This window comes from Paenibacillus aurantius, from assembly GCF_032268605.1.
In the GTDB taxonomy this organism is placed as follows: domain Bacteria; phylum Bacillota; class Bacilli; order Paenibacillales; family NBRC-103111; genus Paenibacillus_AO; species Paenibacillus_AO aurantius.
Map to the genome: position 1 here is coordinate 3,242,407 of NZ_CP130318.1, position 25,521 is coordinate 3,267,927.

A 25,521-nucleotide genomic window follows, 5' to 3' on the forward strand; every position below is an offset into this window, starting at 1 on the left:
CTATAAACCCGATCAAGTGAAAAGAGTTCCAGGGCGTGCGAAAACATCCTTCATAGTCATATCCGGTCTTCGCTATTTGACGTCTGTCTATTTCTATTGTGTTAGCACTTGCCTATCCTTCAGCAGCTGCTCCGTCAGCTTGGCGAGATCGACCCTTTGCACGCTGCACTCGGCCTCGATCGCCTGGACCGCGGCCGTTGCTGCCGATTGCCCAAGAACCATGAAGACGGGTTCCATGCGAATCGAACCATACGCAATATGCGAAGCGGACAGACAGACCGGCACCAGCAGGTTCGCGCACTCCTCCGCTTTGGGCACGATCGTGTGATAGCTGATCGAATAGGGCTTTACACTCAACATCTGGACATCGCCTTCATTGGTCACATAACCATTGGCATCCAGATGACGCTGTACATTATGGGAATCCATGGCGTAAGACCCCATTCCGATAGGAGCCTCCACCTTCTCCTCATGCCGGACATGCTTCTCCGTCATGACAGAGACACCCAGCATCCGCCGCGATTCGCGTATGTATAGCTGCGGAGACCAGTGACCGTTCTCGAGGAATTCGTCTCTTGGCAGGCCCCAGGGCCGGTAATACTCCCGGATTTCCTCCGGTACGCGCGGATGGTTCTGAATCGTCCAGACCAGACCCTTCTGGTAGATTTCATGCTCCTTGCCTATCCGTTCCCGTGCTGCATAATCCCCTTCGGGATAGCCGTAGTTCCTTCCGATGTAATCCGTAGAGAAGCCGAAATCGTTGTTGGAATCCGTCTTGCGATTGGGGAGCATCGCTAATTTGAAGAAGCGGGTCTGCCCGGCCTCAATGGAGCGGAAGAGCAGCTCATACTCCTTCTCGTCATACCCCTCCGGCTTTTCTACCGCAACTCTATTATCTGGCCGATCCGTCAAACACATGCGGTAGCAGTAGGCCTGGATTTTGCTGTCCCCATCGCCATCCGAGCCGCCTGCATTAGCATTCACATGAGGAAGAAGCCCGCTTGCAGGGTCTCCTGGAGTCCAGTAGGGGTCGATGCCGGTCGGCAGCTGGTTCTTAGTGGCTTGCTCCGTCTGAATGCCGTTCAGCCGCTCTCCATATAGGCTGTTCGGCTCGCGTCCTGTGGTGTAGCGGATGCCGGCGCCTGCCATGAGATCCCCCTCATAACTGGCATCGATGAACATTCGGCCTTCGAATGTAAGACCGGATTCCATTCGGATGCTCGTAATCCGATCTCCCTCCTTAACCACACCCTTTCCGGAGCCCCGATCCAGACGTTCTCCGTTGACGACCTCGATAGCATATTCCCTGACATAATCGTGAAACACTTCCAGCGCCATCTTCGGCTCGAATAGCCATACCGCCTCCGACTGACCGTATTTGCGGCCTAACCGTTCGTAAAACTCCCGCGAGAGCCCCCCAATGACCGACTTCTCCCCGGAGTCCGTATCGCCGAGACCGCCGGTGCTGAGTCCACCGATCCGGTTAGTCGGCTCGATAACAATCGCTTTTCTTCCCATTCTAACAGCCTGTACGGCGGCCATAATGCCTGCCGAGGTTCCCCCGTAAATGATGATGTCTCCCTGCCGGTTAGCCATGTTCCAGTTCCTCCTCTACTCCCGTTCTCTCCGTTAATTGGTGAATGGGTCTTCCCTCGTCATCTAATGGAGATGGGGGTACCCTGTGTATCCTGCTGCCCACCCTCGTATTTACAGCCCTTTGTCCACTTGCCCCCAACGCTCCAAGGCATCATGGGCCACCGATTGAATGTTGGCCGCAATGGAATGTTCATAGGTGCCGTACGGCATATGGGTAATCCGGGGGAGGTAAGTGCCGTTCTCCACCGCTTGTATCAAAGCTTCTCCGATAGCTTCCCGCTGCGCAGGATGATGCTCTCCGATCTGGATCAGGGCCATGACCGCATGGGAGAAAAACTGAAAGTACACATCGTTGTACTTCTTCGCCTTCCCGTCCGTCCCTTCCCCCAGCCGGTACAACGGCCTGTCGTATTCCTCCGGGTTCGTGACAATAGCCGCCAGCTCCTTCACGCTGTGCACATCCTTGATCCGGCCGAGCAAGTAGATCGCCACATGACCACGCATCTGGTTATTTTTCCTTACATCCTGAAGGACAACAGAATCGCGCTCCTTAACCATCTCCCTCAGCACCGGAAGGCACGCCTCATCGTCAAGAACCGCGAGTGCAAAAGCACTGTGCTTGCGAAGCGTTTCTTCCTCCGTAAGTACCCATTCCCGTAACGAAGCTACGATCGTGGAGCCCAGCCTCCGGCAAGACCAGATAGCGACTCCCGGCTGAAGGGTCGACAAGCCCACGCGGATTTGTTCGGGGTCCGTAAGCCATGCAATCGGCTGGACAGGCTTGTTGCCGGAGGGATAGGCAAATTGGTAACCTTTGTTGTTCTCTGGATTATAACAGCCGGTTTCCGTTAGGAGGGCGATCAGCTCCTCATAAGGCACATCTTTTACCGGCACTTCCTTCGTGATGGCCAGCCAAGCCGCCGTTGAAGCCGCCTCGCCCGACTTCTGCATATCGCGGTTCATTCTGACACAGGTAGACAGGTCATGGTCAACGGCTAAGCAGCGTCCCGCCGCAAGCAAACCGTCATAGCCTCTCGGAATCAACGCGCCCAGCGGGATCGGCACTGTGACATTCACCGCCCCCAGATTGCTCGCCACGAACCAATCCTTCAGATGCTGGCTCTCAAAAGCATTATCCCGGCCATGCTTATCGATATCCGCGTAGGCATAGAATACCGGCTTATCGGATATCCGGTCTGCGAAGAAATCCTCAATCGTGATCGTCTCCTCACCTTCGATCAAACGCCCTTCCCTAATGCCCAAGTGAGGGGCCAGCTGCAGCAGGCGGTTCTCGTCCGTATAATAGTCCTCGAGATGCTGGGCATGCGAGAAGAGGAGCGCCTGTGACAATTCATCTCCGTCCGTTTGGTTGGTGCAGCCGGAATCGAAATTTCTCCAGCTCACCTTGTTGCCCGCAGCAAAGATCTTTACGCTTGTATAAGGCTGCGCCCTTCCATCCAGCTGTCGGCCGAAGGACGTTGAACAGCCAGCCAAATGACAGGCTTCCGCATCGCCCGAGCAGTCAATCAGCACTTTGCAGTCCGCCGATTGCAGCCCGTCGGGACCAATCCACTGTACCCCCTTGACCGTTTTGCCATCCATATAGATGCCGGTGACGGTCGATTCGTAAGCTAGGGCTGCCCCATGCCTCACGGCTTCCTGCTCCAGCACATACTTCTTCGCTTCCACGTTGTAATAGCTGGACCGAGTGTAAACGGTTTCCACCAAAGAAATAACTTTCCGGTCGATTTCCTCATATAAGCCTCCAGGCGATCCGAAATAGTATCCGTTAACCGAGCCGGCCGTTCCCATTCCCCCCATGCAATTCAGACGTTCGATCCCCAGCACCTTAAGGCCTCTGCTCGCTGCGGATATCAAGGCGATGGCTCCTGCGGTCCCGAGACCGGTTACAATCACATCATAATGCTCCGAAAATGCAGGTGCTTCCCTATCCGTTACGGTTAGTTGTCCGTTCACCTTCTGGGATAACAACAAGTTACTTCCCCCTTCCCGCGGCAAGGCCTGCCTCGAAAGCTTCTAACGGATTGCGGTAGGCTGATGACGGCAGACTCACCCGGCCGGGTGAAGCGGAAGCCGGCTCTCCTTGGTCATGCCGCCATTCGAAGCAGCCTGAGATGGCGGAGATCGTCCACGCCTTCCAGGCTTCCGGCCGGTTCACCCAAAACTGATGCAGCTTTTGTCTGGACACAAACCAGTCATCCTTAACATCAACTGGGAATTTCAGAATGATTTCCCCTTTCAGCTTCCCCTTCACCAAGTGGGCCTGCCCCCTGATCTCCTCAGGCAGCACCAGCTCTTCCTCCCCGCAGTTCAACAGGGCATTAAGGCTCTTCGATCGGAGCAGCTCGGTCGGAGCCATCTCGGGCCTCGTATCGATGACCCGGTCGGTCTTGATCCGGCGGAAGCCGGAATTGTTGTAGACCGTAACCTCCCAGGAGTTTCCTGCGGAAACGATCTCCGTCACCTCCGTTTGAAGCAGGACGGAAAGGGAGTCCTGAATAATTTTGTTATACAGAATCGGGGCGACGGCAGGTATATGAACGCTCCCCTCATCCGACATGACGCCGCGCTCCATCAGCTCCTGCTTGAGCTTCATGCCTTTCTCGGTAAGGGCCGTTTCGTGCCAGCCAACACCAGGATGAAAGCTGTTAATAAATTCGTGGCCGACAAAAGAGGTTCTTTCCATGACCAGCGATTCTTCATTCGCATAGGCTGCGCCCAGTCCGGCAAAGGTCGCACCCAAAATAACCGTGGGAAAGTAGTCTCGGTTTGTTATCAACACGTCACCTCATTTGTTTGCGCGGCAAGTCCAGCTGGACTTGATACTTTTTGGCCTCTCGATAAGCACTAGGTGTCACGCCTTCGTACTTTTTAAACAAGCGGATATAGGTGCTGATGCTATGAAATCCGACCTTCTCGCTGATATCCCGGATGTAAATCTCCTCCTGCAGCAGCTGGACTTTCGATTGCTCCACCCGATAGCGGTTGAGGTATTCGGTCAAATTGTCTCCCACCTGTTCTTTGAAATAGCGGGACAAATAAGAAGGATGCACATGGAAATGCTCGGCAATCATGTTGATGCTTAGCTCGGTGTCCCGATAGTGCTCCTCGATATAGGCAATCACGTTTTCCTTCAGCCTGATCTTCTTATTGTTCTTCTTCCGCTCTTCCACAAACCCGCATACCTTCTGCAAAAAGAGCGTCATCCGTTCCCGCAGGGAGGCTACTGTGCTTCCGTTCATCAATTCCCGGATGGCTTCCAAATTCTCCGAATAAAGCTCGACCGGGTCCAATTGAGACTCCATGGCCACCTTCATCATGGTGCTGCATATATCGAACATCAGACAGCGGATCATATCGACGGAAATGTTCTCCTGCGCCAGATTGCGGTCTATAATGTCATGCAGCATCTGTTTCGCTCCCGGAAAATCCCCGGCCATCACATAATTGAGCAGCTGCTGCTCCTTCTCCATCGTATAATCGTACGACGGCTTCTGGTCCTTGATCCGGTCATGCCAAATGATCGTTTGGTCTCCGAACAGCATGCGGTATTCCATCGCATCGAGCGACTCCTGATAAGCGACAGGAAGTTCGGCGGCGGATCGATGCATGGAGCTGACCGATACGGTAAACCGGATATGAAAGCGCTCTCCGATAAACCGTTGGGCTTCCTCCGTCAGGCTTTTGAGATGCTCTACTGACTCTTCCTGCGGGGTACCCGGCTTGAGGTTGACGATACACGCCAGCATCTCGTCGATCTCCGTCATCCAGCCTTGATGCTTCTGGCCGGCCATCTCCTCTATGATGTTAATCATGATAAGGTGAACGAACTCCCGATTCTTCTCCTCATCTTGTTCATCCAGCCGGAAAAAGCCGCTGTAGTCCTCCAAATAAAACAAGACGACGGCAAACTCCTCGGAATGCAGCTGAATCCCGTATTCAGGCAGAACGTCCGCCATGGGGAAGTCCTGCTCAATCCGCCCTTTCAGAAGCTTGACGAGCAGATTGGAACGTAGCGTCTTGTTCTGCTTCTCCAGCGTCCGGTTCATCAGATGGTAACGGTCGAGCGTGCTGTCAATCGCTTCTTCCAGATAATCATATTCATTGACTTTCGATCCCTTTAACGATTTCAGCTCACTTCGGTTCGCCACGTTGTTGACCAGTTTCTTCAGTGGAGAGTAGTTCCTCCTTGCCAGCAGTACCGCGATGGCAAAGCCGAGAGCTGCGGCAATGGCCAGCATGAGGAGGGCCAGATTCCACACGTACTCGGCCTTTTCGCTGTATATCCTGGCGGGGAGGACATACGCATACTTCCAATTGCTTTTGGCTGACTCGATGTAGGAGATCACGACCGGTTCTCCGTCCCAGACGGCATCTGTCTTCTGAATCCGCTCTCCCGCTACTCCGTCAAAATCGAACTCCCGTTTCTTTGCGGGCTCCCCTTCGGTTGAAGCCAGAAGGACATTCGCGGCATCCAGAATATACACATGTCCTTCGTTATACGATTGAATATTCCGAAGAGTAGCAACCAGCTGTTCCTCATTAAGCTCAATGACCAGAGTAGCCTTAGACGGACTGTTCTGTTGAATGGGCAGCATCTGCGAATATTGGATGCCGGTCTTCCCCTTCGCATCAAGGCTTTCGATGCCCGAAAAAGTCCCCCGCCCTGCACGGGCGAGTCCTTTCTTCCACTCCTCCAGGGACAAGCCGGAAGATTGAATAAATTGCTGGTAGAACAAGACCGTGTCGTAGAAGGAGCTGCCCGTAAGAACAAAATCGCCTTCGGGAAAGTAAAGATAAAAGCTGCTGACGTAGTCTTTGGTAAGGTTATAAGCTTTAAAATCCGCAAGAAGCTGGACGATCGCCATACGTTCGGTGGTCCCGATATCCTTCTGGTTACGAATCGTAGAAGTGACCTTCGGATTAAAGTTGATTACCTCGGATAACCGATAAGTGAAGTCAATGTAATTGTCGATCTCCTGCTGAAGCTGGGACAGCAAGGCAGAATTCGCTCTTAAAATTTCACCCTCCAGAACCCGCCGGGTCTGCAAATGGGTCGCAGCCATCACCAGGATAGGAATAAGCAGAACTACGGCATAAGACCACAGCCACCTGCTCAAGATGCCCTTCCCTTTCCACGGATAGTTTATCCTCACTTATCTCACTCCTGCTGCCAATTTGCCTGTTACTCCTTAATTGACCCAATCATAACACCTTTAACAAAATATTTCTGTAAGAAAGGGTAGACAAACAGGATCGGCAGCGTGGCAATGACAATGGTCGCATACTTGATGCTTTCGCCAATGGCTTCCACATCTTCAATAGAGGCATTCCCTGACATGTAGCTCGTATTGTTCTGGATCAAAATTTCTCGGAGGATGAGCTGAAGGGGGAACAATTCCCTATCCCGCAAATAAATCATCGCACCGAACCAAGAGTTCCAGTGGCCTACGCCGTAGAAAAGCACCATAACCGCCATGACCGGAAGCGAAAGGGGAATCACGATCCGAAACAAAATGCTGAAATCTTGAGCACCATCGATCCGTGCCGACTCGATCAGACTTTCCGGTATGGTCCCGAAAGAAGTGCGAAGAATGATCAGATTCCACGTAGAGATGAGTCCGGGAATGATCAACGCCAGCAAGGTATCTCCCAGATGCAGCCAATTGTTGACCAAAAGGTACATGGGGATCATTCCGCCAGAGAAGAACATCGTAAACACAATCATAAGCATGATCGGCTTGGTCCAAGCAATCCCCTTGCGTGATAACACATAAGCCCCAAGGCTGGTCATGAACAAATTAAGTGCGGTTCCCACCACCACGAGAATCAACGTGTTCAGATAGCCGGTCAGAATATTGGGGTTCTTAAACACCATGGTATATGCCTCCAGCGTAAATCCAAGGGGGGCGAGCAGCACTCCCGTGTGGGAGAGCAGCAGCCGGGAATCGCTGATGGACGAGAAGACGACATAAACGAAAGGGTATAGCGTAATGGCGACCATGAGCGCCATGAATAAGTTGTTGCACAGTTGGAAGGCCGTTTCTCCAGCGCTTCTCTGAATGGTACGGTTTGCCATAAGCGACTCCTCCTAGCTGATCTTCGTTTGCTTAACCGCCAGTCTCGGGCAGCAGGTACTCCAGACGCAGCCGCCTTACCACAGGCTGTTCTCGCTTACTTTCCTGCTGATACGATTCGCTGCGATCAACAGGAGGAAGTTGACGGCCGCCTGGAACAGTCCTACAGCGGTAGCGTAACTAAATTCAAAGGAGCCCTGCAGGCCTTTCCTATACACGAAGGTGCTGATCATATCCGCTGTAACATACGTGTTGGGATTGTAAAGCAGGATGATTTTCTCGAATCCCACATCCAGCATATGCCCGACCTTAAGGATGAACAGGATGATGATAATGGGCAAAATGCCCGGCAGCGTAATATGCAGCGTTTGCTTCCAGCGGCTGGCTCCGTCTATGCGGGAGGCTTCATACAGCTCGGGATTGATTCCGGTAATGGCCGCCAGGTACACGATGGAGCCCCAGCCTATTCCCTGCCAAATATCCGAAACGATATAAACGGTACGGAAATATTCCGGATGGGCCAGCAGCACCTGCCGTTCCATACCCAGAAAAACCAGAATGTCCGTAATAAAGCCGTCTCTGGATAGGAACTGGGTAATCATGCCACAGACCACAATCATCGAGATAAAGTGAGGAAGGTAGGTAACGGTTTGGACCACCCGTTTAAATCTCTGAACAACGATTTCGTTAATTAACAAGGCAAAGACAATCGGAGCGGGAAACGAAAAAATCAGCATGTAAAGATTGAGCAGCAGCGTGTTCTTGATCAATCGCCAAAAATAATAGCTTTGAAAAAAGCTTGTAAAATGCTCGAAGCCCACCCAGGGGCTGTTAAGAAACCCGTCGGCTATCCGGTAATTTTTAAAGGCGATGATGGCTCCGTACATGGGGACATAGTGAAAAATGAGATAATACAGAATGACCGGGAAAATCATGTAATACAAATACTTGTTTCTTCGATAGTCAAGAGCCAGCGATTTCATGCTCTTCCTCCTGTCCGTTGCCGCTCTGGGGCCGCCCCTCTCGAATCGCCCAATGGATGAGATTATTTCCGTTTAAGGTAACGTTCCAATGCCGCTTGCTTAAGGGCGATGGCCCGATCGAGCTTCATGTTCTTCAGCTGGGCGATATATTTGTCGTAGTTATCGAAGGACTCGGCGCCCATGACAAACTTAAGGAACATTTCATCCTTATAGGTCTCGACCTCTGCCATAATAGCAGACAGCTCCTGCGCCTCTTCCGGGGTTTGGGAAATCCGGGGGACGCGGGTTTGCTCCAGATTCTTGTAGTATTTGTTGTAGATGGCGACCGCTTCCTTCTGCTGCTTGAACTTGTAGTACTGCTCCGTATAACGGTCATCCCCGACAAATCCTGGGGCGGGCGTGGCCACTCGAAGATACTTGGCCATGGCTTCGCCCACTGACAGTTTATCGGGATTATTGGTAATCAGGTCCGTATATTTAGGAAAGCCGTTCTCGTTCTTGTAAGTAAGTCCCTCCATACCGAAGGACTTCAGATTGTTTCCTTCCTCGGAGTAAAGGTAGTCCAGCCATTTAGCGGTTTGGGCGGCGTGCTTGTTGGCCGGTGTAATAGCGGCGCTTCCATCTCCCCGATATTCATAAGCCGCCGTGAAGAGGCGCGGTTCCTGCCCTTTCTGCATAACGGGATGCTGCGTAGCGGTGAGATCGAAGGCTTTATCGCTTGGCGCATTCAAATACTTGCCCATGCCGCTGCCGATAAAGGCGGTGAAGGCTCCCGCGCTGCCATTGGTCACTTTTCCATCCTTCGCCTTCGTATCCTGTGTGGCAAAATCCTTATCCAGCAAGCCTTCCTTATACCAGGCGTTCAACTGCATTAAGTAATTCTTGTACGCTTGCTCGTACGGTCCGTACTTGATTTTGCCATTGTCCAGGTAGAAGGAGCTGCCAACGCCATAGGCCCCGTTGAACTTATCCGATTTCAATTCATCCCTCGTCATGGTGAGCGGGGTCTTTGCTCCTTTCTTTTCTTTAAAAGCACGCAGGACCGCAGTCCATTCCTCCACGGTCTCCGGAGTTGGCAAGCCCAGCTCGTTCAGCCAGTCTTTGCGTACCATGAGCCCGCTGCTGACTTGGGAATTGCCGACCCCGATTGCAGGAAAAGAATAAATAACGCCGGAGTCCGTGCTGATTTCTTTCTTCATAGCCGGATTGGCATCCAGATACTTCTTCAGATTAGGGGCATTCTTGTCGATGAGTTCGTTGAGCGGGATGATGACCTTGTCCGCAATGGCCTTCTCCGGTCCGCCCGGGTAGGCGGTAAAGTTGTTTTCAATAACGTCGGGCAGATTGCCCGATGCAATCAATAGATTGAACTGCTCCTTCTCGCTGCCGATCGCCGGATGCTGGAAATCGACCTTCACCCCTGTTTTCTTTTCCAGCTCCTGATAGAAGGTGTTTTCATTGTAGTTTTTCATGAGTCTTGCCGCATCGCCTGGCAGGCCGACCCAATAAGTAAGCTTGAGCGGACCGGGCGAGGATGAATCCGTTGATGCGACGGCCGCTTTCTCTTCGGTACGGGGGCTGCATCCGGCAGCAAGACCTGCGGATAGGGCGAGTAAAGAAGCGGTGCGGATGTACGAGCCTGTTTTCTTTTTTCTCATTGAACATGACCTCCCTTGTGGGCTTCAAAAGATAGGTGTAAACGTTTTCGCGAATTCGCCTTAAGTATATCGTCGCCTCGGAAGACGTGACAATCGGTAATTGGTGATATGGATTCGTATCGGATGATCAGGTCATGAGATGCAAACCGAGAGCAACAAATGGAAATGGAGAACACGGGAATACAAATAAAGCTAGGCCTGGGGGGTGTTATCCCCCTTAGCATAGCTTTGCATAGCTGATTTCTCTTTGGTATAGCGTCTTGGTTCCCAAAATTAGGAGGCTTTGGCTTTAATGAAATAGTAAAAGGCTGTCGTTTTGATCCCCTGTGCACTCGCATGCTTTTCAAATTGAGATACGATTCGTTGGTAGCCTGCCTCCCGGGTATATTGCTTAAATCCGTCGCTCTGGCCAAAGCAGATCATCTCCAACACATCGTCCGGTGACGGAATCGATATGGTTTCTTTCAAGACAGACAACTCGATGACCGTGAGGCCGCTTGTTTCCAGCCTCTCCTGAATTTTATCCAGAATCGGGGTTCCTGCCGAAGGGAGAGCGAACAATCCCGGAAAGATTTTCCCGAGTTCCCCGCCCTCACGTAGCGGACGTTAGAGTTCGTTCGATTCCTTTCCGCCGTTGCAAGAAATCCTTCTGTCATGTCATATCCGACCATTTCTTCCACAAGCTCCGCCCATTGCTTCGTATAATCGCCATGTCCGCAGCCGACTTCCAGTACCTTTCCATGCAGGCGAGAGGTCAGCTTTTCTGTTAAACGGTTCTCCGCCGGCTGCCCTTCATAAATGTAATTCCACGTATATTCGTATTTCCCCGTCATGGCAGCTAACTGATTACACCATTCCCGGCTTTGCCCGCTCAACCATTCCGGATGCTTAGTTAAATCTGGAAACATCTTTTTCCACCCTCTCCCATTAGGAGTTTACCTTATTCTTTTCTTGTTTACAGAAAAGCCTAAAGGCCGCCGTTCTGCAACGGCGGCTTTTTGATGCTCCTTGCCATTTCCATGTCGATATTGCGCCAAGTCATTCGTTGCTAAAATAGGGCCGGATAACCTGATTGATTCCCTTTAGCTCCTCCTTCCCGCGAAGAGAAAGACTTGACGGCAAAGGAGGTTTCAGGGATGGTACAAGTAGGATAACCGGCCCAACAAATTTAGCCAGCCGAGAGGAGAGCATGACAATGAAATTTCTATGTATCGGATACTTCAACCCTGAGAAAATGAATGCGCACCCGGAAGAGGAAATTCAGGCGGTAATGGATGAATGCGGTCCCCACCTGAAGCAGCTGTATGAGAGCGGGCACCTCATCTTAGATGCCGGTCTAGAACTGGAATCGAAAGGGCTGCGCAGAACTAACGGCGAGGTGAAGGTGACGGATGGTCCGTTTACCGAATCCAAGGAAATGATCGGCAGCGTGTTTATCCTGGAAGCCCAGGACATGGAGGAAGCCCTTCGGCTTGCCTCCCTTCATCCCGCTACTCAGCTGGACGCTGAAGAGGAATGGGGCTGGAGAATCGAAATCCGTCCTATTCATCACTTTGAGATGAAGGGCTAGTGCCTTATCCGCAAATGAAATTCTTCTTTCCTATTGATTTTCGTTCGCATACGGGGGCGGTCTCACCGACTAAGTTACCGGATAAGGCACTAGGTCATTCGGGCAGCAGCCGCTTAAGAAGCTGGCTCCGCAGCTGCTCCTCTGTCTGCAGCCGAGCCCAGAAGATCCGCGCTTCCTGGATAACCCCATCCAGCTCGTCGGAGCTCAGGTTCAATTCGGTGTAGAGGCGCGACTGTGGAAGCAGCTCTTCATAGAGGTCAAAATGCTCCGGGCTGTCCGTGGCGGCATCCGTCACGTCCGCTTCTGCGGCGGCTTGGCGGGCGGGGATGCTCAAGGTCAGCTCCCGGATTTTGCTCTGCGCTTGTGCCGAAACCAGATAATCCACCAACGCTTGGGCCGCCACCAATGCCTTGGACTTCCGGTTGACGGCCAATCCGATGGTCATCAGAATCGTATCGCGGTTCTTCCTTCCCGGAAGCGGGGCAATGTCAAATTCCACGCCGCGATAGTGAATCGAGTTCAAAGCGAAATAAGAGGTCATGATCATGGATACCTTCCCCTGCCCGAACAGCTCCTCCGCGTCGGCATCGCTTCCGGCCAGAAAGGTAGGGAAGGTTTGCGAATCGTGGATCATGTCCCGGCACAGCGAGAAGCCTTCCAGCATCCGGTCGACCGTTTCTTCCGCCTTCCTCCGTCCTCGTCCCAGCTTGGCTTCGTTTTGTAGCAGGAATACCGGCCAGCGGTTCTTGGACAGCAGAAAAAAGTAGAAGCCGAATCGTTCGTTCTCGACGGTCAGACGGGAAGCCGTTTGCATCAATTCCTCCCAGCTGTCGGGCTTGAAGGGCAGGGTAACCCCCTTTTCGCGAAAATGCCGCCGATTGTAGCACAGCACCAAGGGAGAGAAAAGGAACGGCTTGGCATAAAGCCTGCCCTCCCGGGAATACGCTCGGAACAGCTCGGGATACACTCCGGCAGCCGGCTCTTGCTCCTGAAGCAGATCCAGCTTGCCGTTCGTACAGAAGTGGTCGAAATTGTTGTGATTCATCGTCACCACATCCATAATGCCGGCATCCAGGTATTCGTGAACCGTCGAGGCATAGCTGTTATAAGAAATCCGGATCGGCTGTACATGGATGGCGGGATGGCTGCAGTGAAAATCGGCGAGCAGCGCTTCCATTTGCGCCTCGGTCTCCAGGCTTGCATGATAACCAAACCGCAGAGTGACGGTATGCTCCCCGGCCTGTTCCGTTACCCGGTTGCCCACGCGCGGAATCTTAACGATCAACCCCTCGGCGACAAGCTCCTCCAGTCCCGTCCGCACCAGCTTGTTGCTCAGATGAAACTGGCGCGTCAGGTCACGCTCGGAAGGCAGGAACTCTCCCGCCTTCCTTTTTCCTGTGAGAATCTCTCCGCGAAGAACGCTCTGCATTTGCTCTAGACGCAGGCGAAACGTTTTGCGGCTTTGTTTTTCAGAAGTCATGAGAACACCCGATCATCAAATTTTTGATCATACGGCCTTTTTCCCTACCAGCATACCGGAGGATAGGCCAGGCAGGCAAGTCCGCCTCTTCCCGCTCCTTTTTATGATAAATCCCAATTGACAGAAAATACCTCCGCCCGTACAATGAGAAGTGAGTCAGATGTGAATCACAAATAAAGGAGATGAGTGGCATTAAACCGATTTATCGCCGATTGACAAGTGTGATGGCTGCCTTAGGTTTAGGTCTGTCCTTGTTGCCCTCCCCCGGATCCGCAGCGGAAGGAATGGCCCCCGCCGTTGTGAACCTGGCTAACCCCGGCTTCGAGGAACCGGCTTCCGGAACCTCTATTCCCGGCTGGAATCAGGTGTTCGGCAACGGGGAATCCGATGTCTACTATTCGGTGAATTCTTCTGAACATTATGAAGGCGCTTACAGTTTACTGCTCGATGACCGCAACTCGGTCCGTGCTTTAGGTCTGGAATCCGTTCCAGTAACGGTTACTCCAGGCAAAAGTTATTCCGCTTCCGCTATGATGAAGGTAGAAGCCGGCTCGATGGCCATCTATTTCCGCTTCTACGACGCTTCCGGAACGAAGGTAGGCGAGGCATCGAATTGGGTGACGCCGACGAACGGACAATGGGTGAAGAACGCCGCCTCTTCCGTCGTTCCTGATAATGCGGTTAGTGCGGCGGTTCTCCTCTATTCGTCGGCTCCCGGACTGACCAAAGGGTATGCGGACTCCGTAAAAGTGCAGGAGAACGAGATCGGCACGTTCGAAAGAATCGGCGGCGTGGTTAGAGGCATGATCAACGAAGAAACCGCCATTGGAATGGAAAATGGGAAAAGCGTCCTTTACACCGTGTTCAAAGGAAGGGACGAGGTTCCGACGGCCTTTGCCGTTATCGACGCCTTAACCCGGGAAGTTCTTCATACTTATTCGATGCCCGGTGTTGAAGCGGCTTGGGGAATCGAAGTGGCAACGGATGGACGCGTCTATATCGGTACGCATTATGATGGCGGTCTTTACCGGTACACTCCCGGAAACGATCAGCTCGAATCCTTAGGCAACTTTACCGGGGAAACGCATGTTTGGTCCATGGCCGCAGGACCGGACGGTAAAATCTTTGCCGGAACCTATCCGAACGGCAAGCTGTACGAATATGATCCGGCCACAAATAAGATTACGGATCTCGGGGAGGTCGATCCCGAGCAGAAGTATTTGCGTTCGCTCGCCTATGATGCCAAGCGCAATGTTCTATATGCCGGCGCCGGGGGCAACAAGAGCCGGATCTATAAGATCCTGCCTGACGGAACCCGCAAGGAATTGCTCAGTACGCTGATCCCAGGCGGAGGAGACAATTACGCATGGCCCTACAGCATGGATTTTGAAGAGGACCGGCTGTTCGTGAAATTCTCCAACGGCGATCTGCTGGTCGTGACCCCCGAGGATACGGTCGAGTACTACGATCCCAACGGGCAGGATATCCACTCCGGCGCGGTGGCCGCCATTCCGGGTCAGCCCGGAAAAGCGCTCTTTACCCTGGGTTACAACCTGTATGTCTATGACAGCAGCACCCGCTCTTCTACCCTCTTGAAAGAAATCGAAGGCGGAACGAATTTTCAGGATGGAGCATTCGTAGATTTGAAGAGCACCGAGTGGCCCGGTATGACCTTTGTCGGCATGGGTCCATACGGCAACATGCTCTACTATAACCTCTCCACCGGCAAGACACTGGTAGAGCCCGCCCATTACAGTGGAGCTCCGATTCTCATCCAAAGCATTCATAAGGGATTAGACAACAAAATGTACGTGGCCGGCTACATGTCAGGACTGACGTCCTATGATCCGGTGACGGGCGCCGTGTCGGATACCAATCCGCTCGGCCAGATCGAATCGTCCGCCATCCGCAAAGGAAAAATGATCCTGGGCGCCTATGCCGGAGCCCGTATTCTGGAATACGATCCGGCTAAGCCCTTCTCGGGCTCTAACCCGGTTCAGCTCTTCGATATGCGTAAGGACAGCCAAGACCGTCCGTTCGCTATGGCCTATGCCGAAGACCGGGATCAGCTGTTCGTCGGAACGGTTCCGAACACGACCTCCCTGCAGGGAGCTTTGGCGATGTATGACTTTGCCACCGGCAAGCTGGATGTCTTCCGCAACATCGTGAAGAACCAGAGCCTCATCTCCATCGTTTACAAGGATGGACTGGTCTACGCGGGCACGACGGTTTACGGAGGGCTCGGAACCGACGGACCTACGGAAACAAGCGGCAAGCTGATCATTTTTGACCCCGCCACCAAGACGAAGATTTATGAGAGCGCGCCGGTAACCGGACGCAAAGGAGTCACGGGACTCTCGGTTGGACCGGACGGTCTAATCTGGGGGGTAGCCGAGGATACGATCTTTAAATTCGACCCCTCCACGCGACAATATGTATACAAGGCCGCCAAGCTTCGCCGGTATAAAGCGGACGGCACCACTTGGACGTACGCCTTCCTGCACCCGGGAACAGACGGCAACATGTACGGAACGTCCCGCGGTCAATTCTTTATGATGAAGCCGGAAACGAATGAATTCATTCTTCTCAATTCCAGTTTCGGCAACTATTTGAACCGGGACCCCTTCGGCAATTTCTACTTTTCCGACAACAGCTCGGTCCTGTGGAAATATACGCCTCCCGGTGTGAAATCGGACTTTCAGGCTCCCGTGACCAATGCCCTTCTGGACCCACCTGCTCCTAACGGAAAGAACGGCTGGTATACGGCTCCGGTCACCGTCAGCCTGCAGGCCACGGATAACCGTTCCGGCGTCACGGAAACGGTGTACAGCCTGGATTCCGGCAGCACCTGGGCAGCCTACACCGCTCCTATCCTGCTGGAACGCAATGGCTTGAATACCGTGCAGTACAAATCAATGGATAAGGACGGGAATGTCGAGTCCACTCAAAGCATTACCATGTCCATTGACACGGCTGCTCCGGTCATCGAGATTAAAGAGCCGATAGGGAAAAGCTACAGCACGTCAGAAGAGCTGGTCGTAAGCATCGCCCTCTCCGATAGCGATTCGGGGATAGACCAAGCCGCGACCCTTGTCCAACTGGACGGTCAAACCGTGTCACCGGATGCCCGGCTTCCTCTCTACACCCTGCCGCTCGGCCAGCATACGCTGTCGGTCACAGCGGTCGATCAAGCGGGCAACAGCCTGACCAAGGAAGTCTCGTTCACAACGGAATCGAACGTCGATTCCCTTCGTAGTCTAGTGGCTGCCTTCACGGCCAAAGGCTGGATCGATAACGCAGGAATCAGCAACAGCCTGACCAGCAAACTGGACCAGGCCGACCCGGCATCCTTCCTGAATGAAATTTCGGCCCAAGCCGGAAAACACATTCAAGAGGAGGCCGCCGGCTACCTGATGCGAGATGCTCAGGCTTTGAAGTAGGGTCAACTTGTGCAATAAACACAAAAGAAGCACCCTCGCTTATCAAGCGAGGGTGCCTCTTTGTGATAGGAACTTTAGGGTTGTATGGCTCAATGAGCTCTACTTCCCTCAACATTCTTCCTCAAATTCAATCACAGAACCTGCTAGAGCGGCCGTTTGCCGCCTCTCCCCTACACCGAGCCAGGCTCCCTGGCGGGTCAACCGCTCCTGCAGCCCTTTGATCTCAATTTCCCGGAATCCTTGACCGCCGCTTGCTGCCATGGCTGCCGCCGTTCCAGCCGCTTGCCCCATGGCAAAGCAATTGGGCATCACCCGCAGCGACCCTTGAACGGGCCGGTCGGAAGAAACGGCACGTCCCGCCACAATCAGATTGGCTTTGCCGACCGGCAGCATGCAGCGGTAGGGTACTCCGTGAGACTCTCCCTTGGGCAAATGCTTGATCGCCATGGCGCTGCCCGCATGGGCCAGGTGGATATCGATGAAATAGGAATTGCGGGCAATATCGTCTTCAAACGTGCGCATGGTTAAAAAATCCTCGACAACCAAAGTATAATCTCCTACAATCCGCCTTGTTTCGCGAATTCCGACTTGGTCGCCGGTATGAACGAGATGGGCGTTCTCAAAGCCGGGAACATAACGGTGCAGAAAGGCCATCTGGCGGGCAATCAGCTGCCGGCCTTCTACGGCAGCTCGTGTAAGATCCTCCGCCTTGGTCCCGTCAACCCCGAAAATATGGCCAAAATTGAAGCCGGCCACGTAAGGAGTCACCCAGGCAATCCCGGAGATTCTCTTCCTCCCTGCCGGCAGATCGCCTCGTTCCTGGGCCTCGACCACCGTTTTCTCCAGCTGCAGGCTTTGTCCGGTTTCTTCCAGGAAGGCCTGAAACTTGGCCCTGTCGGCCCCGGCTACCAAATAACACATGGTTCCGGGCTGCAGTTCTCCCTCCACTCCCCCCTTATGGAAGGGCACTCCGGACAAGGCGGCCAAATCGGCGTCTCCCGTGGCATCGATATACAGCTTCGCTTGGATGACGGAACGGCCTGACTTGTTGTTGACCACCACGCCAGTAATCGTTTCTCCCTCTACCAGCACCTGTTCAACGGCCGTATGAAAGAGCAGTGTGGTGCCGCTCTCTGCCACGACTTCATCGTAAACACGCTTCAACACTTCCGCGTCAATGGGGACCCAGTCGATCTTGTCTTCGTTCAACTCCCGATAGTCGCCGCCGGCTTCTTGTTTCATCCGGTCCAGCAGCTCAAGTCCAATCCCCCGGATCACCGCCTTCTCCCCGTCGGTATAAGGGCAGAAGGCCGGCACCAGGGCGGCCGTTGCCATTCCGCCCAAGTAGCCGCGTTGTTCGACGAGAAGCGTCCTCGCCCCGTTACGGGAAGAGGCCAGGGCGGCGGCAATTCCGGCAGGCCCTCCGCCCACCACTACGACATCCGGGGTATAGGAGACGGGCAGCTCTTGAGAGGGAATGGTAACGGTTCGCTTAGCTTCTATCGTCATTTGGCTCTCCTCCTACTTTTTCGTTTTTCCATACCAGTCATTGACTTCCTTCACGCTTGCTTCGCCGCCCGCCGCCTTGTATTTCTGAACGAAAGCGTCATAATTGGCGAAGCCATCTACTCCCATCACGTACTTGATCGTTTGCTCGTTCATCATGGCCGTAAGCGATCCGTTGTTACGGGAGAACTCGGGAAGGAAGGGACTCTTGCCAAGCGGGTCGGACAAGCGTACTTCGGCCGGCAGCTTGTTGTTCAAGTAATCCCATGCCTCAAACAAGCGCATATCTTTTCTTACCCGGGCCTGCCAATAGGTCGGATAATTTTTCTCGTCCGCCCCCATCAGGAAATTGTTAGCCTGGTTTCTTTCATCCGCGAAGATCGGCAGAATAGGGGTATAAGCTCCGTCTTTGAAGGTGTGATGCTTCCCTTCTTCCCCAATGGCCATGAGCTTGAACGTATCCTTATCCAGCTTGGCGTTCATCCATTTGATGGCTTCCTCGGGATGCTTGGAAGACTTCGGGATATAGGTGATACGGTCCCATCCCGATGCCATCCCCAGTCCCGATTTTCCTCCTGGTCCCTTCAAGGCAGGCAGATAGGTCCATTTGGCATCCGGCTGGTTCTTCTTTAGAGCATCGGTGAGCGACGGCACATCCGACCAGCTCATCGGAATCACGCCGGCTTTCCCGCTGGAGAATTTTTCTTTGACATTGGCATCCTTGTTGATCGCAAATTCCTTATCCAGCAGGCCGTCTTTATAAAGTCCGTTCATATAGGTGACATAGTCTTTATAAGCCGGATCCAGAACGCGTGGTGCCAGCTTGCCATCCAGCGCATTCCAGTTATTGGCCAGTCCGAACGCCCCTGCTAGGTTCTCCACAAACGGAGCATCGGATTTAATGGCGAGCGGAACATTCTTGTCCCCGTTCCCGCCTGGGTCCTTCTCCTTGAAGGCTTTCAGCACGGCCGCAAGCTCATCAGTGGTGGTCGGTACTTTCAAGCCCAGCTTATCCAGCCAGTCCTGGCGGATCATGAGGCTGGCGGCAGCCGATTCCGTCGCGCTGGTCGGAATGCCGTACAGCTTCCCGTCGATTTTGGCCGATTCCAATGTCTCCGGTGACAGAGAGGCTTTAATATTCGGACCGTACTTATCTAATAGAGGTCCGAGATCGAGAAGCGCGCCCCGTTTGGCATAATCGGAATACAGCGCCTTCATGTCCACGCTGCCCAAGGTGGTAATGGCATCGTAGGCTTCCCCTGAAGAAAGGATGAGGTTCAGCTTGTCTTCCGGCTTGTCTTGGGGAAGCATGTCATACTGCACCTTGTACCCGGTTTTCTCTTCCAGCATCTTGGCAACCGGATAAGTGTTGTAATCGTCCTTCATCCAGATTTGCAAGGATTTTAACGTTGGCTTGGCCTGGCTGGCTTCTCCCGCACCGGAACGGAGATCCGCTTCATTGGCTTTGTTTCCACATCCCGCTGCAGCGACGGCCATTAATCCCGCCAAAGCAACAGTGGTCCATTTTTTAGTCGTAGGCTTCATAGAATTTCCTCCTCAAGTATATGAGTTCAATGATTTGGTGTCCCAAGAAACGATGATCAGAAATCGCCCTCTCATCCTTTAACCGAGCCGATTAACACTCCTTTAATAAAATATTTTTGCAGGAAGGGATAAACCAACAGGATCGGAATAGTCGATGCGATCACGGTGGCCGCTTGAACCCCTTCGGAGGACACGTTCATGAGGTCGTCGGCGCTTCGGTCCAATCCGGCGGTGACGGAGTTAGCATCCATCACGATGTCGCGAAGGTACAACTGCAGCGGTTTCAAGGAGGGGCTGTTGATATACAGCATCGGGCTGAAGAAATCGTTCCAGTATGAAACGGCATAAAACAAGCCGATGGTGGCAAGAACCGGTCCGCTCAGCGGAAGAATGATGCGGAAGAGAATGGTCCAATCTTTGGCACCATCCATCTTGGCTGATTCTTCCAGGCTTTCGGGAAGGCTCTCATAATAGCTCTTGATCACGAGCATGTTGAACACACTGATTAAGGCTGGAAGAATGAGCGACCCGAGAGTATTCAGCAATCCCAATTTTCTGACCAGCAAGTAATTTGGAATGATCCCGCCGCTGAACATCATGGTAAAAACGAACAGAATAAGAATGACACTAATACCGGGAAGCTTCCGCTTGGAAAGCGGATAAGCAGTGACGGCCGTGATTAGCAGGGAAAGCAAAGTCCCGACAATCGTTACCCCAACGGATATGAGAAACGACCGGATAAACTGAGGTGAGGTGGCCACAAACTTCATCGTATCCAGCTGGAAGCCGATGGGAAACAAGCCAACCTTACCGGAAAGGACGGCCCACTCCGCACTTACCGCTTTGGCCAGGACATTGGCAAAGGGCAGCAAAGTGGAAAGAGCCATGAGAATCAAAACCAGGTAGATGACGGCATCCAGCGAGTAATCGGCATACGTTCTTTTGTTCATGCGGCCCTCCTACCAGATACTCCGGTTTAATAGTTTTTTGCTTAGCCAGTTGCCGGAAACGATCAGCAGGAAGCCGACAACCGAGTTAAACAGGCCGACGGCCGTACTGAAGCTGTAATCCAGCTTGCCGAGACCGACGCGGTACACATAGGTTCCGATGACATCTCCGGTTTCGTAGACGACCGGGTTGTACAAGGTCAGAACCTGCTCCGTTCCAGCCTCCAGAAGGTGGCCGATCCGCAGGAGAAACATGAGGACAATCGTGGGGGCGATCCCCGGAAGGGTAATATGAATCATTTGCTTGATCCGCCCGGCTCCATCCAGTGCGGCCGCTTCATACTGATCCTGCTCAATCCCCGCAATCGCCGCGATAAAAATGATGGCGTTCCATCCGACTTCCTTCCATCCCGCCGTGAGGACCAGCACGCTCCGGAAATAATTGTTATCGATCAGAAAAGAAATCGGCTTGCCCCCAAGGGCCACAATCATTTCATTGATCAATCCGCCGCTCGGAGAGAGAATGTTGACGAACAGCCCGGCTATAATGACCCAGGACAAGAAATGCGGCAGGTACACGATCGTCTGGACAAGGCGCTTGAACCACATTTTGGCCACTTCGTTCAGGAAGAGCGCGAGCAGAATGGGAATGGGAAAGAGAATAACAATTTTGTAGAAGCTGATCAGCAAAGTGTTACGGAATACTCTGCCAAATTCATCGGATACCATCAGCTTCTGAAATTGCTCCAAGCCTACCCACGGACTGCCGCTGATGCCGTCGAAAATATTAAATTCCTGAAATGCAATCAGAATGCCGTACATCGGCGTGTACTTGAAAAGGATAAGGAAGATCATCCCGGGAACCAGCATCGAGTACAGGCCGAGGTTCCCTTTGATTAATCGCAGGCGGCTGTTGCTCTTGACCCTTTGGTCTGTTTTCGGATCCGGTCTTTTCAGTTCGGCAGCGGTAATGCTCACTCTAAGCACCTCCAATCGATAGGATTTGGTCTATCTTCATCCTACCTTGCCCTTGCTCTTATTCCTATATAACGGCGATGACATCTCCTGTTCGACTCATGACCTGATGGACAAAGGACAAGCCCGCGTCCTTCGGACCGGGCTTGTCGGATATTCCTTCCTCTTCTGCGCCTTGCCGGCTATCCTTGTTTAATTTCGCTGGGAAGAACCCCCCAATACCTTTGAAACAGTTTGGAGAAATAGCCGACATTCGTATAGCCGACCTTTTGGGCCGCATCCTGAACTTTGGATCCGTCCTGAAGATGCTGCTTGGCCCGAATCATCTTGCGCTTGACCACATAATCCGAGAAGGTTTCCCCCACTTCATGCTTGAAAAGCCGGCTGAGGTAGGAAGAGTTGATAAAGAATCGCCCGGCTATCGCATGCAGGCTGATATCCTGATCGATCTCCTTCTCCACCGTATCCAGAATGCTCTGAATGAGCTTGGCTCCGCCCCCCTTAGCCTGTGATTTCTCCAAAGCGAATTTGGCGAGCGACCGGGCGATACGCACCAGACACCCGATGACTTGCTCGCGCGTTTGTAGGCTTTGCAGACTGCCGAAGTAAATAAAATCCTCGCCGGCCGCTTCTTGAATCGCCCAATTGTTCGATTTGGCTATCTGAAAAAAGAGATGGAACAGATGAAGGACGCAGACTTGGGCCTCTTCTACCGTACCGGCTTGGTCCAGGCTTAGCTCCGCTAGCTGCAGGATCGCCGCCTCGGCCTTAGCCAGGTTGCCCGTCTCAATGCCAATTTCCAGCTCGCGTTCAGCTGATGAAGGAAGGGTCACCTTATCGGGGACATCCTGCTCTTCCGAGTAGGGAATGGCAATATCGCGTCCATACATGACCCTTTTCTGAAGCGAATCCTTCGCTTGGCCATAGAGAAGTGGAACAGCGTCTCCTCCTATCCCCGTTCCGCTGATTCCGGCGCTCGCGGTCAGCTTAAGGATTTCCTTCACCGTGGTGAGGACTTTGGCAACCGAGTAGCCGATTCTCAGCTTGAACTCTCCCTCCCCCTCTTCGGTGCTCTGAAACAAAACGACGCACCGGCCCTGCTCATCTTGGAAAACTCCGCCGTTATGATCATAAATGATTTCTCCCGCGATGCTTTTCAGAGAAAATTGCAGCAGGCCGCTGTCCTTTTCCTGGAAGCGGTGTTCTTCTTCCGGCAGAGGATCCATATCGAACAGAACAACCGTATAGCATGACGTGTTGTCCAGTGCGATTTGCAGGTCCCTGCTCTTTAGATCAAGCTCCCACTGCGCATAAGCTCCCCTTATCCAGTTCAAAAAGAAATGTTCTCTCAGACGAGGAAGATGATTCTTCCATTGAAGAGCAAGAGCCTCATGATTGTGGCGCTGCTCCCTCTCCGCCCTTACCTTCTCCGCCGTTTCCACTACCGCGTCACGGATCTCCTCATTGCTGGCGGGCTTAAGCAAGTATTTCTGAACTCCGTATTCCATGGCGGATCGGGCATAGTCAAAATCGTCATAACCACTCAAAATAATAACCCGGATCGTCGGATTATGCCGGGCAATTCTCCCCGCTAGGGTAATTCCGTCCATTCCGGGCATACTCACGTCCGTCAAGACGATATCCGGCTTGGTCCTTTCCATGAGGCGAAGCGCTTCCTCTCCGTTCTCCGCCACCCCGACAATATCAATGCCATGCATCTCCCATGGAATCATTGTCGCCACCCGGGTTCTAATGCCCGGTTCATCCTCCACTACTAACACATTCACTTGGTTGTATTCCCCTCCGCTGAAAGCATAGCTATCGGTAAGCTTAAACGAATGCGGGTCCCTGTTCCTTCCTCACTGTCCACTTCCATATTCGCTTCCTCACCGTAATGCAGCTTGATTCTGGCTTTCACATTCCGCAGTCCAAACAAATCGGCCGAGCTTCGGCTTTCGCTTACAATAAGATCAAAATCAAAGGCTCTTATTTTGGCCAGGCTTTCCTTAATCGCGGCGAGCCGTTCATCCGATATGCCAATTCCATTGTCCCGGATGTCAATTTGAAGAACGCCGTTAACGGCCTGAGCCGACAACCAGAGCTCTCGTGTACCGGTTTTCTTTTCCAAGCCATGCAGGATAGCATTCTCCACCAACGGCTGGACCGCAAGCTTAAGCACGTGAAGGTCTTTCGCCTCCGGAGCAATTCGCGAATGAACGATTAGCTGCCCTTGGCAGCGAATTCTCTGAACGGCCAAATAATAAGCCAGATGCTCGAAGGTTTCCACTACCGTATACGTCTCCCGCCCTTTGCCTAAGCTGTAACGGAAAAATCGCGAAAGGTTTAGGACCATCTCTCCCAACTCGTCCGCCCCGTTAAGGACCGCCTCCGAATAGATCGTATCGAGCGTGTTATACAGAAAATGGGGATTGATTTGAGATTGAAGCAATTTAAATTCCGTCTTGGCCAGGCGCAGCTGCTTCTCATATACGTCTTGGATCAAATGCCGCTGGCCTTGTGTCATGAGGTTGAAGGAATCCATCATATAGCCGAATTCATCCTGACGGTCATGGGCAACAACGGTCTCCAGCTGGCCGTTGCGGACCTGTTTCATGGCATGGACCATCTTTTTAATCGGGCGGGCTATTCCATTAAAGATCGTCAAGGACATCCAGAGCGCCACGATCAGGCTGGCCCCGATAACACCGAACGTCCACCACTTCAGCTGCGTCGTGTCATGAAAAATGGCCTTGGCGGGCTGGATCATCACGAGAGACCAGCCTGAAGCAGCGGATACCGCCTTCACTATCAGCATTTGGTCACTTCCGCCGGGAAGCTCCCGGATTTCTATTGTTTTCTCCGGAGATAAGGGAGGCAGGCTGTTGTCTCCCATCGAATTCACGACCAGTTGTCCCTTGTCCGTCAGCAAATAGATCTGGGCCCCCGAGCGGGGAAGCAGGTCCCGTATCAAGTCGGCAAAGTATTGTTTTTTGATGGGGAGCAGCACGATATTGTCGTTGGGCTGCCTCAGCACGTTCATGAGCCTCATGACGACAAGATTCTCCTTGTTGTAGATAGGATCCGGCTGGTGGTTGGAGTTGAACTTGTTAACAGCGGGAAAGTAGAGGGCCGTCTTTCCATTGGCCTCCATCGCGATCCGGGCCCATTCGCCGGAATCCTTCTCTGAAATATGCTGGTAACCGGATGTCGACAGCAGTATACCGGACGAAGAATGAAACAGGGAAGCCTGCGAGATCATACGGTTAACTGAGGTGGTGACAGACACCAGTTGGTTGGTGGCCTTCTGAAAATCAAGCAGGGATTCCGGCGTCAGCTCCTTTCCGGCGGACACAAATATGCGGTTAAGGTCGTTGTCGTTCGCCAGAACCGTCGTCAGTTCAAATGCATTCTGCATCGAAAGATCAATGTAATTGATTACGGACAGCATGGCGCTGCTGGTCCTCTCCCCGATCTGCTCCTGCAGGATTCTGCTCGAGCGGTAATTCGAGAAGATTGAAACGGCAAAGATCGGGATAAGAATAAACACGAAACAGAAGGTAAGCCGGAATTGCACCGATTCCCGGAAACGTTTTCTAAAAAGTAAAACCATAGGCTCTCCTATCCGTACGTCTTGAAGGGGTCATCCATATGCTTCTATTTTAGGCTATTCTTTGGCCCTGGCAAGCCCAATAAAGAAAGGGCTATCCTCTTGGCAGGATGCCC

General features: G+C 52.8%; 18 protein-coding genes. 2 read left to right on the forward strand and 16 right to left on the reverse strand.

From position 1 onward, the window contains the following. Positions 1-93: 93 nt before the first annotated feature. The 9 genes from MJA45_RS14615 to MJA45_RS28655 form a co-directional block, all read right to left on the reverse strand. Positions 94-1,596 carry an FAD-dependent oxidoreductase gene (locus MJA45_RS14615; protein WP_315602651.1) on the reverse strand — a complete coding sequence of 501 codons (1,503 nt, stop codon included), beginning with the start codon at positions 1,594-1,596 and terminating at the stop codon, positions 94-96. Positions 1,597-1,707: 111 nt separating this feature from the next. Next, entirely contained in the window at positions 1,708-3,591 is a 1,884-nt protein-coding gene (locus tag MJA45_RS14620; RefSeq protein ID WP_315602652.1) for an FAD-dependent oxidoreductase, read from the reverse strand. 1 nt (position 3,592) lies between these two features. Continuing rightward, positions 3,593-4,396, reverse strand: coding sequence for a hypothetical protein (locus tag MJA45_RS14625; protein WP_315602653.1), 804 nt, complete (start codon positions 4,394-4,396; stop codon positions 3,593-3,595). Between the two features lie 4 nt (positions 4,397-4,400). Further along, complete coding sequence (locus MJA45_RS14630; protein WP_315602654.1) at positions 4,401-6,737, reverse strand: helix-turn-helix domain-containing protein; 2,337 nt, start codon at positions 6,735-6,737, stop codon at positions 4,401-4,403. Positions 6,738-6,802: 65 nt separating this feature from the next. Beyond that, a complete protein-coding gene (locus MJA45_RS14635; protein ID WP_315602655.1) occupies positions 6,803-7,696 on the reverse strand; it encodes a carbohydrate ABC transporter permease in 894 nt (297 codons plus the stop codon). 75 nt (positions 7,697-7,771) lie between these two features. Beyond that, positions 7,772-8,677 carry an ABC transporter permease gene (locus MJA45_RS14640; protein ID WP_315602656.1) on the reverse strand — a complete coding sequence of 302 codons (906 nt, stop codon included), beginning with the start codon at positions 8,675-8,677 and terminating at the stop codon, positions 7,772-7,774. 62 nt (positions 8,678-8,739) lie between these two features. Then, positions 8,740-10,335: a type 2 periplasmic-binding domain-containing protein gene (locus tag MJA45_RS14645; RefSeq protein ID WP_315602657.1), complete on the reverse strand. Its 1,596-nt coding sequence runs from the start codon at positions 10,333-10,335 to the stop codon at positions 8,740-8,742. 273 nt (positions 10,336-10,608) lie between these two features. Beyond that, positions 10,609-10,896, reverse strand: coding sequence for a hypothetical protein (locus MJA45_RS14650; protein WP_315602658.1), 288 nt, complete (start codon positions 10,894-10,896; stop codon positions 10,609-10,611). After that, positions 10,800-11,243, reverse strand: coding sequence for a class I SAM-dependent methyltransferase (locus MJA45_RS28655; RefSeq protein ID WP_407083043.1), 444 nt, complete (start codon positions 11,241-11,243; stop codon positions 10,800-10,802). Before MJA45_RS28655 ends, MJA45_RS14650 begins: the two co-directional genes overlap by 97 nt. 287 nt (positions 11,244-11,530) lie before the next feature. Here MJA45_RS28655 and MJA45_RS14655 point away from each other — a divergent pair, with 287 nt between their 5' ends. Beyond that, positions 11,531-11,905 carry a YciI family protein gene (locus MJA45_RS14655; RefSeq protein WP_315602659.1) on the forward strand — a complete coding sequence of 125 codons (375 nt, stop codon included), beginning with the start codon at positions 11,531-11,533 and terminating at the stop codon, positions 11,903-11,905. A gap of 94 nt (positions 11,906-11,999) precedes the next feature. Here the strand turns inward: MJA45_RS14655 and MJA45_RS14660 are convergent, their stop codons facing one another. Continuing rightward, the gene (locus MJA45_RS14660; protein WP_315602660.1) at positions 12,000-13,385 is read right to left on the reverse strand and encodes an extracellular solute-binding protein; all 1,386 of its coding nucleotides are present in this window, start codon (positions 13,383-13,385) and stop codon (positions 12,000-12,002) included. A 182-nt stretch (positions 13,386-13,567) separates the two neighbouring features. On the opposite strand from MJA45_RS14660, the gene MJA45_RS14665 reads away from it, so the two are divergent. Beyond that, positions 13,568-16,825, forward strand: a complete 3,258-nt coding sequence (locus MJA45_RS14665; protein ID WP_315602661.1) for an OmpL47-type beta-barrel domain-containing protein — start codon at positions 13,568-13,570, stop codon at positions 16,823-16,825. Between the two features lie 108 nt (positions 16,826-16,933). Here MJA45_RS14665 and MJA45_RS14670 read toward each other — a convergent pair whose 3' ends face one another. From MJA45_RS14670 to MJA45_RS14695, 6 genes are all read right to left on the reverse strand, one after another. Further along, complete coding sequence (locus tag MJA45_RS14670) at positions 16,934-18,334, reverse strand: FAD-dependent oxidoreductase (RefSeq protein ID WP_315602662.1); 1,401 nt, start codon at positions 18,332-18,334, stop codon at positions 16,934-16,936. A 12-nt stretch (positions 18,335-18,346) separates the two neighbouring features. Then, entirely contained in the window at positions 18,347-19,876 is a 1,530-nt protein-coding gene (locus tag MJA45_RS14675) for an extracellular solute-binding protein (RefSeq protein ID WP_315602663.1), read from the reverse strand. Between the two features lie 71 nt (positions 19,877-19,947). Beyond that, positions 19,948-20,826 carry a carbohydrate ABC transporter permease gene (locus MJA45_RS14680; protein WP_315602664.1) on the reverse strand — a complete coding sequence of 293 codons (879 nt, stop codon included), beginning with the start codon at positions 20,824-20,826 and terminating at the stop codon, positions 19,948-19,950. A 9-nt stretch (positions 20,827-20,835) separates the two neighbouring features. Then, entirely contained in the window at positions 20,836-21,693 is an 858-nt protein-coding gene (locus MJA45_RS14685) for an ABC transporter permease (protein ID WP_315608028.1), read from the reverse strand. Positions 21,694-21,980: 287 nt separating this feature from the next. After that, a complete protein-coding gene (locus MJA45_RS14690) occupies positions 21,981-23,585 on the reverse strand; it encodes a response regulator (RefSeq protein ID WP_315602665.1) in 1,605 nt (534 codons plus the stop codon). Continuing rightward, complete coding sequence (locus MJA45_RS14695) at positions 23,582-25,345, reverse strand: cache domain-containing sensor histidine kinase (protein ID WP_315602666.1); 1,764 nt, start codon at positions 25,343-25,345, stop codon at positions 23,582-23,584. The genes MJA45_RS14690 and MJA45_RS14695 overlap by 4 nt, the downstream gene beginning before the upstream one ends. Positions 25,346-25,521: the final 176 nt, after the last annotated feature.